We start from the raw sequence: 16,308 nt of genomic DNA, 5'->3' as shown, positions 1-16,308 counted from the left end.
AGAGAAAATATCCTCACCCGCCCACCGGCGGCGGGGTGGCCGTTTTCCGGCCCGCCGGTTCCGGCCGATCCCGATCGCATCACCCCAAATTAGCTGATCTGGCGAACGTGACGTCCCGCCCCTCTGCCAGCAGAGCCCGGCAGGGCATATTCCATAAATTTCACCGCATCACCTTTCTACATAAGGACATCCCCATGAAGCATTTGCGCAATTTCCACCTGATGATGGCAAGCACGGCGTTCCTGACGCTGGCCGGCCCGGCGCTGGCCCTCGACGGCGCGGATATGATGAAGAAGCTCAGCGCCGCGGCCAATGCCGGCGGCACGGTCATCACCTTCGAGAAGGCCGAAGTCGACGGCGACACGGTGACGGCAACGGGCGTCCAGGTGGGATTTGCGAACCTGCCCGGCGATGCGCTGAAGATCGGCGACCTCACCTTCGAGGGCGTGGAAGAAAAAGAAGGCGGCGGCTATTACGCCAAGACACTTTCCTTCCCGGATGTCGATCTCAGACAGGAGGGAGGACGCTTTTCCGCCAAGGCGATTCTGTTCACCGGACTGACGATTCCCGCCAATGCGACCGGCGAGACGTTGGACGACATCCTCCTCTATGAAACCGCCAGCACCGGGCCAATCGCTCTCAACATCAAGGGCAAGGACGTGTTTACTATCGAAGGCGTCGAGGCAAACATGGGGCGCCAGGACGGCGGCTTTGCCTATGACGCCAATGTCGCCGGCTTCAAGGCCGACCTGTCTGAGGTCGAGGACGCATCCGCGAAAGAGGCCATCGAGAAGCTCGGACTGACGACGCTCGACGGCACCATGACGATGAAGGGAAGCTGGGAAGTCGAAAGCGGCAAGGTTGTCCTCGACGAATATGCTTTCGATTTCAAAAATGTCGGCCGGCTGAACTTCGCCATCGACTTCTCCGGTTACACGCTCGGCTTCATCAAATCGCTGCAGGAGGCGGTCAGGACAGCCGAAGCCAATCCAAATAAGGAAGAGGCCAACCAGGCCGCCGGACTTGCGATGATGGGGCTGATGCAGCAGCTGACGTTCAACAGCGCCTCGATCCGCTTCGACGACGCCTCGATCACCAAAAAGGCGCTCGACTATGCCGGCGCCAAGCAAGGCGTCACGGGCGACGAGCTGGCGCAATCGCTGAAGGCGCTGGTTCCGATGATGATGGCGCAACTCAACATGCCGGAACTGCAAAACCAGATATCGGCAGCCCTTAACACCTATCTCGACGGGCCGAAGAGCCTGACGGTCCGCGCCGCCCCGGAAAAGCCGGTTCCCGTACCAATGATCGTGGGAGCAGCCATGGGCGCGCCGAACACCATTCCCACGGTGCTCGGTGTCAAGGTATCAGCGAACGACTAGGTCGAAATCAACCGCCGGAGGCGGACCGTTTATCGGTCCGCCTTCGGGATCATCTTTCCGCAATCACCGCGCGCTTTTGCGAAATCGAACTAAAAGGTCGGCGGCGTGCAGGCGCTGATAACCTCGCAGGGCACCGGTCCGACGCAGCGGAACCGATGCGGGCGCCGGCTTTCGAAATAATAAGCATCCCCCGGCCCGAGGATACGCCGCTCGTCGTCGACAGTGACCTCGAGCCTTCCCGAGAGCACGACCCCACCCTCCTCCCCTTCGTGAACAAGGGGAATTTTTCCGGTGTCGCCCCCCGGCTGGTAGCATTCCTTCAGGATCTGCAGGCTGCGCCCGAACAGGGTTTCGCCGACCTGCTTGTAGGAAATGGCGCCCTTGCCGATCTCCACCAGCTCCTCGGCGGCGTAGAAGGCCTTTTTCGGACGCTCCGGTTCGAAGGCGAAGAATTCCGCCAGCCCGATCGGAATGCCATCGAGGATCCGTTTCAGAGCGCCGACCGAAGGGTTGGAGGCGTTCGATTCGATCAGTGAGATCGTCGAGTTCGGCACGCCAGTGCGTTTGGCGAGCTCCCGCTGGGAAAGCTTATGGGCGATGCGCAGGTGGCGAAGGCGGCTGCCGATGTCGACTGACATGATGGATCCGTTTGCGTTGTCCAGAATATCACAAAACCTATCTTCTTCGTTGTTCAATTTCAATAACTTGCATCGGCAAAGAAAAGGACTTGTTTGAAGGATGGAAATTGCCATTCTCCGGGCGATTTCAAAGGAGGCCAGGATGGACCAGATCAGCAAGACGAATGCGCCCGTACTCGAAAATTTCTGGATGCCGTTCACCGCCAACCGGCAATTCAAGGCCGCGCCGCGCCTGCTGGCCGCTGCCGAAGGGATGTATTACACCGACGTCGATGGAAACCGGGTGCTGGACGGCACGGCCGGGCTCTGGTGCTGCAACGCCGGCCACGGCCGCAGGAAGATCGCCCAGGCGGTCGAGCGGCAGCTCGCCACGCTCGACTATGCGCCGACCTTCCAGATGGGGCATCCGATCGCCTTCGACTTCGCCGCCAAGCTCGCTGCGAACGCGCCGGGCGGGGCTGACGCCAAGCTCGACCGGGTCTTCTTCACCGGCTCCGGCTCGGAATCGGTCGACACGGCGTTGAAGATGGCCATCGCCTATCAGCGCGCGATCGGCCAGGGCACGCGCACCCGGATCATCGGCCGGGAAAAAGGCTATCACGGCGTCGGCTTCGGCGGCATTTCCGTCGGCGGCCTCGTCAACAATCGGCGGGTCTTCCCGCAGATCCCGGCCGATCACATGCGCCATACGCTTGATATCGGGCGCAATGCCTTTTCGAAGGGGCTTCCCGCGCATGGCGTCGAACTCGCGGACGATCTCGAGCGCTTGGTGCAGTTGCACGGCGCCGAAACCATCGCAGCCGTCATCGTCGAGCCGATGTCGGGATCGGCCGGTGTTGTCCTGCCGCCGAAGGGTTATCTGGAAAAGCTGCGCGCCACCGCGGACAAGTACGGCATCCTGCTGATTTTTGATGAGGTGATCACCGGCTTCGGCCGCCTCGGCACACCTTTCGCGGTGGATTACTTCGGCGTCGTACCCGATCTCGTCACCACGGCGAAGGGCCTGACCAACGGCGCTGTTCCCATGGGCGCGGTCTTTGCCAGCCGCAAGGTCTATGACGGGCTGATGGTCGGCCCGGAAAATGCGATCGAGCTCTTCCACGGCTATACCTATTCCGGCCATCCGGTCGCCTGCGCCGCCGGTCTCGCCACGCTCGAAATTTACGAGGAGGAAGGGCTGCTGACGCGTGCAGCAGACCTGGCCGTCTACTGGCAGGACGCCCTCCATTCACTAGTGGGCCTGCCTGCTGTCGTCGACATCCGCAACCTCGGCCTGGTCGGCGCGATCGAACTGGCGCCGCGTGATGGCGCTCCCGGAACACGCGCCTACGACGTCTTCGTCGACTGCTTCAACAGGGGACTGCTGATCCGCGTGACCGGCGACATCATCGCCCTCTCTCCACCGCTGATCATCGAGAAGGGCCAGATCGACACGCTCGTCTCGACGCTTGGGGACGCCTTGAAGCGCGCAGCCTAGGCTGCCCGACATCGAAGTATCTCGCCATAAAACGGGGAATGGCCGACGTACCCTTGGTCTGCCAGACCGGCGAGACCATGGCAGCGGCGCCATTACAAGCAGCGAGTGGGAAGAATTCTGACGCCGCCCGCCGCTCTCGGACCGCCCGCACGTTGACGATCATCGCAGCCGGCTGACGCGAAGCCCGGATCACGCCCATGACCAACCGCAGAATATGCGGCCGGTCATGGGCAGGCTTGCCTAGATCAGACCTTCAAGGTCTGCGACGGCAGCTGGCCGAACCGCTTCTTATGTTCGGCGGCAAAACGTCCGAGATGCGTAAAGCCCCATCTGAGCGCGATATCGGCGACGGCCTGCTTCGAGCCGGCTTCGAGCAGATCGCGATGAGCGGCGACCATCCGGATTTCGTGCAGGTAGGCGATCGGGGTGGTGTTCCTGAACTGCCGGAAGCCTTGCTGTAAAGTCCGGGTGCTCACCTTGGCCGCCGCCGCAATCTCGCTGAGCGAGATCGGTTCGGCGATATGTTCGTGCATGAAATCGATGGCCCATTTCACGTGCCGAGGAGCCGGCATCGGCGCGCTCGCCCCGAGCTCATCCGAATAGCGATTGGGACAACTCTCCAGAAGCAGATAGATCGCCGCGTCGCTAAGCGAACTGACGGCGAGCGGCGAGCGGCGCAACGGCCCGTTGCCGGTAAGACCGCCGTGAAGGTTGGCGACGATTTTCTGCAAGGCGAGTCCCGCACCGGCCGTCAGATCGATATCGGGATGAATATCGAGATCGGCGCTGATCGTCCGTTCCAGCATATCCGTGAGGCGCCTGGAGATGCTCGCCTGATCGATGAACAGGCAGAGATGACGGCGTGTGCCGAAAATGGCGGTGCCCCTGGCACGGCCGGGCTCCAGGATTGTACCGCGGCCGGGGACCGAATAGATCGGCCCCTGCCTTCCCCCGAAAGACATATTCCCTTCCGTCGGCAGAAATATAGCCATCTTTTCGCTGATCCCTTCCCGCTTGGAGAAGATCGTGCCCTCATAAGCGCAATCGCCAACGCTCACATCTCCCAGCGAGATGAAATTGCAGCTGTATGCGATCGGCATATTGCCATCGGCAGTAATCTTGATCGAAGCTTTCGGCGTCGACAATGCTTCCGAAAGTTCGTCCGGATCCGTCCCGCTTTCGGCCGTTTCCCGAAACGGGAAGCTCTGCGTTGCAGAGTGGCGGGCGGAACTGGTATCGGCAGGCTTATGCGAATAAAGGGTCATATAGGATATCGAAAATTCCCTTGGATAATAACCAATTCCTACAGATAACCACCTTTCTGTTTCACGTCACCTCGTGAGATTTCAGGTGTAACGGCTGATGGCAAGGTCCTTTGCATTGATTTCCGGCTTGGCGCCGCTGACAAGATCAGCAATGAGCCGGGCCGAGCCGGTGCTCATCGTCCAGCCAAGGGTGCCATGCCCGGTATTGAGGAAAAGGCCGGCGATCTTGGTCGGGCCGATGACCGGCGTACCGTCGGGCGTCATCGGACGCAGGCCTGACCAGAAAGAGGCCTTCGACACATCGCCGCCGGGGAAGAGATCGGTGACCGAATGCTCCAGCGTGCTGCGGCGGGCGAGGCCGAGATCGTTGGTGTAGCCTGAGATTTCGGCCATGCCGCCGACGCGGATGCGGTCGCCGAGCCGGGTGATGGCGATCTTGTAGGTTTCGTCCATGACGGTCGATTCCGGCGCGCGGGATGCATCGGTGATCGGGATGGTCAGCGAATAGCCCTTGACCGGATAGACCGGCAGGCGGATCCCGAACGGTTTGAGCAGCAGCGGCGAATAGCTGCCGAGCGCAACCACCACCGCGTCCGCGCTCATCCGCTCGCGCTCGCGATCGGGATCGCCATCAGTGACGACCCCGCGCACGCGGCCGGCTTCGACGTCCAGCGCCTTGATCGTCGTGCCATAGGCGAAGCGGACGCCGAGCGCTTCGGCTTGGGCGGCGAGCGCATTGGTGAATTTGAAACAGTCGCCGGTTTCGTCCTTGGGCGTCAGCAGGCCACCGACGATCTTGTCGCGCACGTGCCTCAGCGCCGGTTCGACGCGGATGCAGCCGTCCTGGTCCAGCACCTCATAGGGAATGCCGTCCGCCGCCAGCGCCTTGACATCTTTCGCCGAGGCATCGAGCTGCTGCTGCGTTCGGAACAGCTGCAGCGTTCCCTGCATGCGTTCGTCATAGGCAATCCCGGTTTCGGCGCGAAGCTCGGCGAGCGCGATGCGACTGTAATCGGCAAGGCGCAGCATGCGGCTCTTGTTGATCGCGTAACGCTCCGAGGTGCAATTCGACAGCATCCTTGTCATCCAGGCAAGCATGGCCATGTCGAATTTCGGGCGCAGGATGAGCGGCGCATGTTTCATGAACAGCCATTTCATGGCCTTGGCAGGAATGCCGGGGGCTGCCCAGGGCGAGCAATAACCGAAGGAGACCTCGCCGGCATTGGCAAAGCTCGTCTCCAGCGCCGGCCCCGATTGCCGGTCGACGACGGTAACCTCATGACCTGATTTGGCCAGCTGATAGGCGGATGTGACGCCGACGATGCCGGCCCCCAGAACGATGACTTTCATGATTTCCTCAAGAACAATGCCGGCCGGCTCTCAGCAATATTGCCTGTCGTAACGATCGCCCAGACCAGTTAGGATTTCGTAAGATATCGTTCCGGCAGCGCCAGCCACGTCTTCCAGCGTCTGGTTCGGGCCAAGCACTTCGACAAGGCTTCCAAGCCTCAGTGCCCCCTCGGGCAAAGCCGTGATATCGACAGTCGCGCTGTCCATCGACACGCGCCCGACGATCGGCAGACGGGTACCCTTGTGATAAACGGCGCCGCAATCGCCGAGACTGCGCGGCAGGCCGTCGGCATAGCCGGCGGCGATGGTGGCAAGGCGGGTTTCTCTGCGCGTCACATGCGCGCCGCCATAACCGATCCTGGCGCCCGAAGGTACGGTGCGCGTCTGCACGACGGCGACGTCCAGCCTGACGACCGGTTCCATCGGGTTCGTGCCGCCGGCGTTCGGTGCGCCGCCATAAAGGGCGATGCCCGGGCGGGCGAGCACGCCATGATAGGCATCGCCGAGAAAGACGCCGCCGGAATTGGCGAAGGAGATGTCGAAGCCCGGAAATTCATCGGCAATGCGCGCCATCTCGGCAAGCTGGTCGCCGTTCTGGCCGCTATCCAGCTCGTCGGCACAGGCCAGGTGGCTCATGATGAACAGGATCTCGACATTGGCGCCGTCGCCGATGACTGCCGCCAATTCGGCTCGCTCTTCCCAGGGAAAGCCGAGCCGCGACATGCCGGTGTCAAACTGCAGAACGGCCGGCAGGCTGCGCGTCAGCAAGCGCGCGGTCGCCGACCATTGCCGCCACTGCGCGAGCGAATTGAGAACCGGAATGATACCGCCTTCGGCGCAGGCGACCTCGTTGCCTGGCTGCAAGCCGTTCAGCACGAATATCTGGGCATCCTCGGCAAGGGCTGGCCGCAGCCTCACGGCCTCGACGAACTGGGCGACGAAGAAATGCCTGCAGCCCTGATCATAGAGCGTTTGGGCGACCCGTTCGGCGCCGAGACCATAAGCGTCGGCCTTGACGACGGCTCCCGCGCGGACCGGCGCCAGCATCGACGCGAGCTTCAAATAATTGCGGCCGAGTGCGGCAAGATCGATCGTCAGATAGCCGGTGGCTCCCTGCGTGATCGTAACGGTGCGTTCGCGGGAACCCAAAATGTCGCTATCCATGTCCACCCCATCTGAATGTCAGAAGCTTATGAAATAATGAGCGAAATTGCCGATGATTTTGTCGTCGATTATTGCACGTGCGGTCTATTATTCGCATAATAAATCATGATCTGAAGGAAACGTTCATGCCTGCCCTCGACCTCATCGATCGCAATATTCTCAGACTGCTGCGCCTGGACGCGCGCATGAGCAACGCCAAACTCGCCGCCGAGATCGGCCTTTCACCCTCGGCCTGCCTGAGACGCATCAAGATCATGGAAAAATCAGGGGTCATCCGCGGCTATACGGCGCTGGTGGACACCGGCAATGCGGATGAAATGATCGCCGTTATCATCAACATCACGCTTGAACGGCAGACCGAGGAGCATCTCGACCGCTTCGAGGCGGCGGTCCGCCGGCATCCGGAAATCCGCGAATGTTTTCTGATGACCGGTGGTTCGGATTATTTGCTGCGCGTCGAGGTCGCCAGCGCGGGCGAGTTCGAGCGGATCCACAAGGAAATTCTTTCGACCTTGCCCGGCGTTCTGAGGATTCATTCCAGCTTTTCGATTCGCAACGTTCTGGCGACACGCACCAAGGGCCGGCGATAAACAGGGATCGGCACGCTTATATCAGTTCGAGCGCCGTGGCCCGAGCAACTGCTTCGCTCGTCGTGGCAACGGTCAGCTTCCGGCGCGCCGAGGCGAGATAGAGTTGGACTGCGCTGACCGAAATGGACAAGCGGGCGCAGATCTGCTTGGCCAGCAAGCCATTGGCGGTCATCTCCAGGCATTGCAGTTCGCGGCGTGACAATCGCGGCAAATCCGCAACTTTTCTCATGCCCGACAAGACCATGGCTCGATCGTGGAGATGGTGGGCGAGAAACTGCAGGTCGCGCATGCTGTCCATGCGGAATTGCCGCCAATAGGCGTCGGGGTGGTTGGAGGTCACCGTAAACAGCGATCGCTCCCCCTGCGGTCCGCGCACGGGCAGGGTAACGCCTTGCCGGCCGACACCGAAGGCCATGGCCTCCTTGAAGAAGCCATAGGCTCGGCCTGAATCCCATCCTGATGCGGACCATTCCACGGGCAGGAAGCCACGCCGGCCGAGACGCACGACGGGGTCGATGCTGAAGTAGTCCCGGTCACGATATTGTTTCACCCACTCGGGCGGATAGGTCAGCATCAGCAGGGGATTGCTGTCCGTGGCGCCCGCGAAGCGGGTCACATGGAGAACCATATGCGATATCGCATAGATGTGGCGGACTTCGTCCAGCGTCGTTTCCAGATCCTGCAATGTCGGCGATGCGGAGATCCGGTCCAGACAGTAGAAAAAACGAGAACTGCTCAGCATGAGATGGACTCGTGGTTGCGTATTTTTTGAACTGCTCGCGATGGTAACATTTCACGATTACCGAGAACAGTATATTTTTGGCAACCATGGCGCGATATGAAGAACAAGTTAAAGACCGGTGAGACCTATCCCACTGCTGGGCGTTGGGACACGGCGCCTATCGCATGCCGCCATCGACAAGGACTCTGGCAGGATAGGGAGAGGCTTGCTCCAGAAGTTGGGACAGGTTGGCCCTAAGTGTCCGACAATTGTCCGCCGTCACATCCCATAGACCAACATACAGCTTGCCGATCTCGGGCCGGGATCGGGCAAGCGGCGTCGGCCTCCAGCCGATCCTCCGGTACACCGCGACCATCGCGACGTCATAGACGCCGACAATGTTTTCGATGCCGGTGTCGAGCGCAAGATCGCAAAGCCCTGAGAGCAGCTCCGTGGCGACTGCGCGCGATTGCTTCATATCGCCGGCATGCGGATGAAGGCAAAAGCGGGTACATTCCCAGGTCGTCGGGCTATCAACGTCGATAGGCTGATCGAAGAAATGCCGGAACTCGCTTTTGAGCATCGTCGCGCCGGTGGTCGGCAGCAGGCGCAGCGAACCCGTCAGCGTGCCGGAAGGTTGTTGCGTGACGAGATAGACGGGATCCTCAGCCTCGTCGTATCGGTCCCTCTCCCATTGATCCCGGACATCGACCTGCCATCCCAGACGATCTCGAAAAACGGCGGCGCGAGCCCGAAACATTTCATCGAAAGCCCGTCGATCGGTCTCGAGCATGTCTTTGGTGAGTATCCGCAACATATCCGTCCCTCCTGATGTGCTGACGGTTCAACAGGAGGCCTACCGGGCGCAATCTGGATATTTCACCAGGTTGACCGGTGCTTGGCTTTGCCGTCCCCTTCCATAAGAAATAGCTGATATTCGTCGACCGAAAGCCCTTGGTAATTGCCAATTTTATCGCAACAACGGGAGGATTCTTGATGACCCACGACATGGCACGCGGCAAGCGTATTCGGGAGGCGATATCCCGCGGCAAGTTCCGGAAAGTTCACGCCCTGGCGGCCGAACTGGACGTGTCCGTCGCCGCCGTCTCACGCTGGCAGAATGGCGGTCATACCTCGCTGGAAAGCGCCTGCGCGCTCGCCGACCTGCTGGATGTCTCCCTCGACTGGCTGCTGCTCGGGCGCGGCACAATGGACTGGCATAGGAACAGCGCGATCTCCGCCACCGAATTGCAAATGGTTCTGGCGTTGCGCAACCGGTCTGCGGCCACACGCTCCAATCTCGTCGGACTGGTCGAATCCATCCCGCCGGAACACCCGTAACGCCAAGCGCAATTCTCCAAGATTTTTTGACCTGAGGTCAACACCTTTAGGTTGATAAAAGGCGGATCGTCGACGATCTTTCTAGTTAAAGGTTCAGCAGCGGCGACCGAGGGTAGGGCGGCAGGCAGCCAGCCACCCTGCCCTCCGCAAAGATTTTGTGTTCACTCTGAACGCCCATTCGACCACAATATTTCTCCCGTCCGGGTCTGGAATATTTCTCGATCTGGTCCCCGGCAAGTCTCAACCGATTTTGGAGTCAGTCAATGACAGTTGCGCTTTGGAGTCAGTCAATGACGGGTGCGAACGCGGCCCATATCGGCGCCAATGCGCCGACAGTCAAACCGCGGCCTGCCTTCGCGCAGACCGATCTGGTCGCATTGTCGCGCTATTTTTCTCTTCTGATGATGCGCAACATCACCAGCGATGGCTATGTCATCGAGGATCCGGCATCGCCCGGCGTCTTCTCCGCCCCCGGCTGCGTCATCGCCGCACCTTCCTATCCAGCAAACACGCCGGGTGTCGACCAGGACTATGTTTTCAACTGGGTCCGCGACGGGGCCATTACGGCCATCGAGATCGCGCTTGCCGGCTTGCTGCCCGTTCCGGGCGGGGTTTTGCCGAGCCTCGTCGACTATGTGAACTTCGCCGCGCTCTGTCAGGCGAATGCGAAGAATTCCGATACCGTCACACTTGGCCACGCCTGCTTCACCATCACCGGCGAGGTTCGTCCGTGGTCGGAGCAGAATGATGGGCCGGCCATTCAGTCGATTGCGATCATGACCTTGTTCGATCAGCTGGATGGCGCCACCCAGACGATCGCCAAACAACTGGTCGAGGCCAACCTCTCTTATCTTCTCGAAGTTTACCAGAACAAGACCACAAATCTCTGGGAGGAATACGAGGGCTATTCGTTTTTCGCAAGAGCCGTACAGCTGCGCTTTTTCCGGGAAATTTCCACAAACACGATCGGCATTGCGGTGCCTGCAGGGGTGGCCGATGCCATCTCCTGGTTGGAAAGCCAGCTGGCAACCCACTGGAACGGGCAGCTCTATGTGAGCATTCTAGATGCCGCGGAGCAAGCCGGTTACGACGCGAACATCGATATCGTCTCTTCGGTCTGCTATGGCGGGATCGAGCCGACCGATACCAAGCTTCTGGCAACGGCGGCCATCCTGCGGCGCCAGTGGGCCGATCCTTCGTCTTCGAACTATTACCCGGTCAATGGCGCCGACGCGGCCAAAGGGCTCGGACCACTCTTCGGGCGCTATCCAGGCGATCATTACGATGGCGATGTGGCGGCTCCTGTTGCCGGCGGGCATCCCTGGGCTCTGTGCACCGCCAACTTCGCCGAGTTTCAATATCGGCTTGCCAATACCATCGAGGCCAGCGGCGCCCTCCCCCTCGATCAATTCTCCGAACCCTTCTTCGCAGAACTGGGACTTGGCGCATCCAGCAGCCCCGCCGACGCGTCGGCCGCTTTGCGGGCTTCGTCTGACGCCATGCTGCGCGCCATCGTCTATCACAGCGATCACTATGAACTGAGCGAACAGTTCGATGGAACCGTTGGCTACGAGAAAAGCGTCCGGAATCTGACCTGGAGCTATGCCTCCTTCCTCTCGGCAGTCAGGGCCCGCGCCGCCGCCCCGGCCGCCAAGTCCAAGCCCCGAAACTCTCGCGGCCCGAAATCATGACGATTGAAGGCCGTAGGCCTGATCTCGATTGAGTCCAGAACGGCATGATCCGCAAAGCCCTGATCGGCTTTCCGGGATTAATGGAGGACCAAAGTGCTTTTTCCCCTCGAATCGGCCATAAGAGCTGACGCCAAGACCGTCGCAGAGTCTGGCGACTACGACATCGTGATCGTCGGCAGCGGCATTTCGGGCGCAATCATTGCCAAGCAGGCTGCGGAAGCGGGCAAACGTGTCCTTATCCTTGAAGCCGGAACGGGTTCCAATGTCACTCTGGCAGGCTATGACAATCTGCTGACGACTTTCTATTCGGCAGCCTCCAAGGACAACCAGTCGCCCTTTCCGCTGAATGCGAACGCGGCCATACCCCGCAGCCCGCAGCTTCGCAAGCTGCAGGCGGGAGAAACCGATAGTTCGAACTATATCGTTCAATCCGGCCCTTATGTCAGCGATACGGTATATACCCGTATTTTCGGCGGAACGACCATGCACTGGGAGGCGAAAACGCCGCGCCTGCTTCGCTCGGATTTCAAGACGCGCACGCTTTTCGGCCACGGGCTGGACTGGCCGCTGAGCTTTGAGGAAGTCGAGGAGGATTACCGCCTTGCCGAGCGGGAAATCGGCGTATCGGCGAATGTCGAAGATCAGCAATATCTCGGGCAGACCTTCCCGGATGACTATGTCTTTCCCATGCGAGGACTGCCGCTTTCCTATCTGGATCAGCAGGTCAACAAGGGCATCGAAGGCACCAGTGTCGAACTTTACGACAAGACCTATCCCCTGAAGGTCAGGCCCTATCCGCAGGGTCGCAACGGCATACCGAACCCGGCCTATGACGGTGGGAAGGGCTACCGTCCAATCGGCGCCGTTGATACGCATCAGGTCGAAGAGGGCGGCCGGTGCCAGGGCAATACCAACTGCGTACCGCTCTGTCCCGTGCAAGCGCGCTACCACTCCGGCAAAACACTTGCCAAGGCGTTCGCGGCAAACGGCAAAGGCGGCGAGCGGCTTGTCGAACTGCTGCCGCAGGCGGTCGCTTCGAAGGTCAACATCGATCCGGATAGCGGGAAAGTCCGCTCTCTCGAGGTCAAGATTTACAAGGACCCGGCCTCACCGGCTCACGAGACCATCACCGTCAAGGGCAAGGTGTTCGTGCTTGCGGCAGGCGCCATCGAAACCGCGCGTCTTATGCTGGCCTGCGGCCTGCGCAGCACCAGCGGTCTTGTCGGACGCAATCTGATGGACCACGCCTACCTGCTGAATTGGGCGCTGATGCCTGAGATCTGCGGCACGATGCGCGGAACCAGTTCGACGGGCGGTATTGTCGACCTGCGGGACGGCCCTTTCCGGGAAAAGCAGGCCGCCTTCGCCATCGATATCCATAACGACGGCTGGGGCTGGGCCACGGGTGCGCCGACCTCCGACCTTCTGGAACTGGTGGATGATCGCAACCTCTACGGAGCGGATCTTCGGCGCGGCATGGTCGACCAGGTTTCGCGGCAGTTGCTGCTGGCGTTCATGATCGAGGTCATGCCCGTCGAAAGCAACCGCATCACGGTCGATCCGCAATATACCGATGCTCTGGGCAACATGCGGCCCATCCTGTCCTTCACGGTTCCGGAATATACCATGAAGGGTGCCGCCTATGGCCGCCAGTTTGCGCGCACCGTCTTTACGCGTCTGGGCGCGCAGGACCATACCCGTTACGACCCCAGCGATTACGGCTATGTGGCCTATGAGGGACAAGGCTATGCGATCCGCGGCGGCAATCATCTGGCCGGCACCCATATCATGGGAACGACGAAGACCAATTCCGTCGTGGACAAGAACCAGCGCAGCTGGGACCACGAAAACCTCTATCTCGTGGGCGGCGGCAGCATGCCGACGATCGGCACGGCCAATGTCACCTTGACGCTGGCCGCCATGTGCTTCCGAAGCGGTCGCGAGATTCTGAAGTCTCTGCATTGAACGAAGACCGGCATCCAGCGCGGAACGAACTTGTGGGTTCGATGCAAGTGACAGCCGGCCGGTGCACCCAACTTATCTTTCACGGAGCATGAGCATGGATTCCTATAGTATCAAGACGCTCGATGAGCTGAAAGAGTTTCTCTACCGGGCGATGCAGCTCGAACATGCGACGATTCCGCCGTATCTGACGGCGCTTTACTCGATCAAGCCCGGCGTCAACCAGGACGCAGCCCAGGTTCTGCGCGTAATCGTCGTGGAAGAAATGCTGCATCTGACGATCGCGGCCAATATTCTCAATGCCATCGGCGGCAAGCCGGATCTTGTCAGGCCGGACTTCGTAGCCAGCTATCCCGCCGCCCTGCCGGACGGTGAGACCGATTTCAAGGTCGGCATCCAGGCATTCGGCCATGAGGCGCTGGCGACTTTCCTGAAAATCGAGCGGCCGGCCCAGCGTCCTGAACATCTCGTCGGCAAGGGCCTGATGCACCGCAAAACTCCCGCTGGTATCACCGCGCTCGCCAGCCATCCAAGACATGAGGACCTCCATTTCTACAGTATCGGCGAGTTCTACTCGGCCATCGCGGAAGGCATCAAATACCTGGAAGCCGAAGCGCATGGGGCGGGCACAACCATCTTTACCGGCGACAGGTCGCGCCAGATCACCTCGGAATATTATTACTCCGGCGGCGGCGAGCTGTTTGCGGTGACCGATCTGAAAAGTGCCCAGGAAGCGCTCGAGCTCATCATCGAACAGGGCGAAGGCGACGGCGGCGGCATCTACGACGATGACGACCACGAACTGGCCCATTTCTATCGTTTCGAGGAGCTGGTCAAAGGCCGCTACTACCAGAAGGGCGACCAGCCCGGCCAGCCCACGGGTCCACACCTGCAGGTCGATTGGGAGGGCGCCTATCCTGTAAAACAGAACCTGAAAGTAAAAGATATACTCGAAGGTTCGGAACTGCGTGAGGCGGCGATCGCCTTCAACACGCGCTATGGCGAATTTCTCCAGCTTTTGACGCGTGCCTATAACGGCCAGCCAAACCTGCTGCTGGAAGCCGTTCCGATGATGTTCGAATTCCGCAACATGATCCTCGAACTCATCCGCAATCCGCTGCCGGGGCATCCCGGCAAGAATGGCAGCCCCACCTATGAGATCCCCGGCGGTATCAAACAGCCAGCCGTCACCCGGCAGGCGGAGGTGAACGCATGAGCAGCCGTTTCGAGCCATTTCTTGGTCTATCGGTCGAATTGACGGCCTTCTCCTACTTCGATCTTCTGGGAACCGGCCTGGCAGAACGCTATCTCGCCACGCTCGACACGGTGGTCGGCAGCGAGATCACCGACGCACTGCTGGCCGCTTTCACCGCCCTGCCACCATCGGAAAGCGAGGCCCGTATCCACGCCGTGCGCACGACCATTCTCGGCAATGAATTGCTGGGAGACGTGGCCCGCGCGCTGATCAAGCTCTGGTATTCCGGCACCTGGTTCGAGCTGTCCTCCGCTTGGACGGAGCGCTTTGGCCCCAGGCCTGCGAATACCACCTTCGTCGTGTCCCCCGATGCCTATATCGAGGGTCTGCTCTGGAAGGCAATCGGAGCCCACCCTCCGGGCGCCAAGGGGCAGGGTTTCGGCTCCTGGGCCTTTCCACCGAAAATTCCGGCTCCGGCCCCCGTTCCAAAACCTGACCTGACGCCACTTCCGCTTGTCTTCAAAGAACTGGATCAACGCCATGACGAATTATCTGCATCGACTGACGCCCGCTAAGGTCTGGCTCGGCGTCATCCCCACGCTCTGGTGGAATGACGATTTCATCAACATCGACATCGGCATCCCCTACGAGCAGGCTCTGAGTGAAATGGCGCTCGCCGGCTATGTCGGGTGCGGCGTCGGCCATAAATATCCGACGGATCCGAAAATCCTGCGCCCCGTCCTCGAACTCAGGGGGTTGCGGATTTCCGAGCCTTGGGTGAGCACCTACTTCACCATCAAGGCGATGAATCGTCACACGCTTGAAAGCGTCGATGCTCAGCTCGACTTCCTCGAAGCCATGGAGGGCGGCAGCGACGATCCGCGCAGGGCCGATCTCGTCGTCTCCGAGTTTGGCGGAGCGGTCAATCCGCTTCCGGTCGCCCTGTTTCCCAATTGCCCCGAATTCTCCGAGGACCAATGGAAACAGCTGATCGAAGGCCTGCATGCAGCCGGCGAGAAAGCCAGGGCCCGCAACCGCCGGCTCTGCTATCACCCGCATCTCGGAACAGGGGTGATGAAGACGGAAGCGATCCACCGGCTCATGGACGAGACGGATCCTCGCCTGGTCAACATGCTTCTCGATACCGCGCACCAGGCGGCTGCCGGCGTCGATCCGCTAGCGCTGGCCAGAAAATACGCCCACCGCATCAAGCACGTTCACCTCAAAGACATTCGCGGCGAGGTTGTTACGAACATTCACAAGGGAGAATTGTCCTTCCAGCAAGGGATCGAGGCGGGGATCTTCACCGTGCCGGGTGACGGCTCCATCGAGACCTTTCCGGAAATCCTCGACGCGTTGGCGGAGGCGGATTTCGCCGGGTGGATCTGCATCGAGGCAGAGCAGGACCCCGCCAAGGCGAATCCGCTGCAATACGCGAAAATGGGCCGTGAATATCTGCGCAAGCTGCTTGGATGGTAGCCCGGCGCGGACCGCTTGTTTCGGCCGGATGGCGATGTGAAGGAGGCGGGAAA

Annotated in this window: 15 protein-coding genes; 9 read left to right on the top strand and 6 right to left on the bottom strand. The window is 60.5% G+C overall.

The features are described from left to right. Positions 1 to 194 precede the first annotated feature (194 nt). Entirely contained in the window at positions 195 to 1,382 is a 1,188-nt protein-coding gene (locus AMC88_RS28070; protein WP_064830128.1) for a hypothetical protein, read from the top strand. Positions 1,383 to 1,471: 89 nt separating this feature from the next. On the opposite strand, the gene AMC88_RS28065 is transcribed toward AMC88_RS28070, so the two are convergent. Continuing rightward, complete coding sequence (locus AMC88_RS28065) at positions 1,472 to 2,020, bottom strand: cupin domain-containing protein (RefSeq protein ID WP_037114264.1); 549 nt, start codon at positions 2,018 to 2,020, stop codon at positions 1,472 to 1,474. A gap of 142 nt (positions 2,021 to 2,162) precedes the next feature. Here AMC88_RS28065 and aptA point away from each other — a divergent pair, with 142 nt between their 5' ends. Further along, complete coding sequence (gene aptA, locus AMC88_RS28060) at positions 2,163 to 3,497, top strand: omega-aminotransferase AptA (protein WP_037114266.1); 1,335 nt, start codon at positions 2,163 to 2,165, stop codon at positions 3,495 to 3,497. A 245-nt stretch (positions 3,498 to 3,742) separates the two neighbouring features. On the opposite strand, the gene AMC88_RS28055 is transcribed toward aptA, so the two are convergent. From AMC88_RS28055 to alr, 3 genes are all read right to left on the bottom strand, one after another. After that, the gene (locus AMC88_RS28055) at positions 3,743 to 4,762 is read right to left on the bottom strand and encodes a helix-turn-helix transcriptional regulator (protein WP_064820365.1); all 1,020 of its coding nucleotides are present in this window, start codon (positions 4,760 to 4,762) and stop codon (positions 3,743 to 3,745) included. An 81-nt stretch (positions 4,763 to 4,843) separates the two neighbouring features. Further along, positions 4,844 to 6,112, bottom strand: a complete 1,269-nt coding sequence (locus AMC88_RS28050; protein WP_064830127.1) for a D-amino acid dehydrogenase — start codon at positions 6,110 to 6,112, stop codon at positions 4,844 to 4,846. Between the two features lie 30 nt (positions 6,113 to 6,142). Continuing rightward, a complete protein-coding gene (alr, locus tag AMC88_RS28045) occupies positions 6,143 to 7,276 on the bottom strand; it encodes an alanine racemase (protein WP_064824080.1) in 1,134 nt (377 codons plus the stop codon). Between the two features lie 125 nt (positions 7,277 to 7,401). Here alr and AMC88_RS28040 point away from each other — a divergent pair, with 125 nt between their 5' ends. Continuing rightward, the gene (locus AMC88_RS28040; protein WP_010021586.1) at positions 7,402 to 7,866 is read left to right on the top strand and encodes an Lrp/AsnC family transcriptional regulator; all 465 of its coding nucleotides are present in this window, start codon (positions 7,402 to 7,404) and stop codon (positions 7,864 to 7,866) included. A 16-nt stretch (positions 7,867 to 7,882) separates the two neighbouring features. Here AMC88_RS28040 and AMC88_RS28035 read toward each other — a convergent pair whose 3' ends face one another. Together AMC88_RS28035 and AMC88_RS28030 are read right to left on the bottom strand one after the other, a co-directional pair. Next, positions 7,883 to 8,608 carry a helix-turn-helix transcriptional regulator gene (locus AMC88_RS28035; protein ID WP_004672081.1) on the bottom strand — a complete coding sequence of 242 codons (726 nt, stop codon included), beginning with the start codon at positions 8,606 to 8,608 and terminating at the stop codon, positions 7,883 to 7,885. A 157-nt stretch (positions 8,609 to 8,765) separates the two neighbouring features. Continuing rightward, positions 8,766 to 9,404 carry an acyl-homoserine-lactone synthase gene (locus AMC88_RS28030; protein ID WP_064820368.1) on the bottom strand — a complete coding sequence of 213 codons (639 nt, stop codon included), beginning with the start codon at positions 9,402 to 9,404 and terminating at the stop codon, positions 8,766 to 8,768. A gap of 179 nt (positions 9,405 to 9,583) precedes the next feature. On the opposite strand from AMC88_RS28030, the gene AMC88_RS28025 reads away from it, so the two are divergent. From AMC88_RS28025 to iolE, 6 genes are all read left to right on the top strand, one after another. Next, complete coding sequence (locus AMC88_RS28025) at positions 9,584 to 9,928, top strand: helix-turn-helix domain-containing protein (protein WP_012490137.1); 345 nt, start codon at positions 9,584 to 9,586, stop codon at positions 9,926 to 9,928. 263 nt (positions 9,929 to 10,191) lie between these two features. Next, the gene (locus tag AMC88_RS28020; RefSeq protein ID WP_012490138.1) at positions 10,192 to 11,619 is read left to right on the top strand and encodes a glycoside hydrolase family 15 protein; all 1,428 of its coding nucleotides are present in this window, start codon (positions 10,192 to 10,194) and stop codon (positions 11,617 to 11,619) included. Positions 11,620 to 11,712: 93 nt separating this feature from the next. Beyond that, on the top strand, positions 11,713 to 13,584 hold the full coding sequence (locus tag AMC88_RS28015) for a GMC oxidoreductase (RefSeq protein ID WP_064820369.1): 1,872 nt from the start codon (positions 11,713 to 11,715) through the stop codon (positions 13,582 to 13,584). Positions 13,585 to 13,678: 94 nt separating this feature from the next. Beyond that, complete coding sequence (locus tag AMC88_RS28010; protein ID WP_064820370.1) at positions 13,679 to 14,797, top strand: ferritin-like domain-containing protein; 1,119 nt, start codon at positions 13,679 to 13,681, stop codon at positions 14,795 to 14,797. Beyond that, positions 14,794 to 15,351, top strand: coding sequence for a hypothetical protein (locus AMC88_RS28005; RefSeq protein WP_064830126.1), 558 nt, complete (start codon positions 14,794 to 14,796; stop codon positions 15,349 to 15,351). Before AMC88_RS28010 ends, AMC88_RS28005 begins: the two co-directional genes overlap by 4 nt. Then, positions 15,317 to 16,255: a myo-inosose-2 dehydratase gene (iolE, locus tag AMC88_RS28000; protein WP_064812908.1), complete on the top strand. Its 939-nt coding sequence runs from the start codon at positions 15,317 to 15,319 to the stop codon at positions 16,253 to 16,255. The genes AMC88_RS28005 and iolE overlap by 35 nt, the downstream gene beginning before the upstream one ends. The last annotated feature ends 53 nt before the right edge of the window (positions 16,256 to 16,308 follow it).

This window comes from Rhizobium phaseoli, from assembly GCF_001664385.1.
Classification (GTDB): domain Bacteria; phylum Pseudomonadota; class Alphaproteobacteria; order Rhizobiales; family Rhizobiaceae; genus Rhizobium; species Rhizobium phaseoli.
Note: the sequence above shows the minus strand (reverse complement) of the source record. Positions and strands in the feature narration are given on the sequence as shown.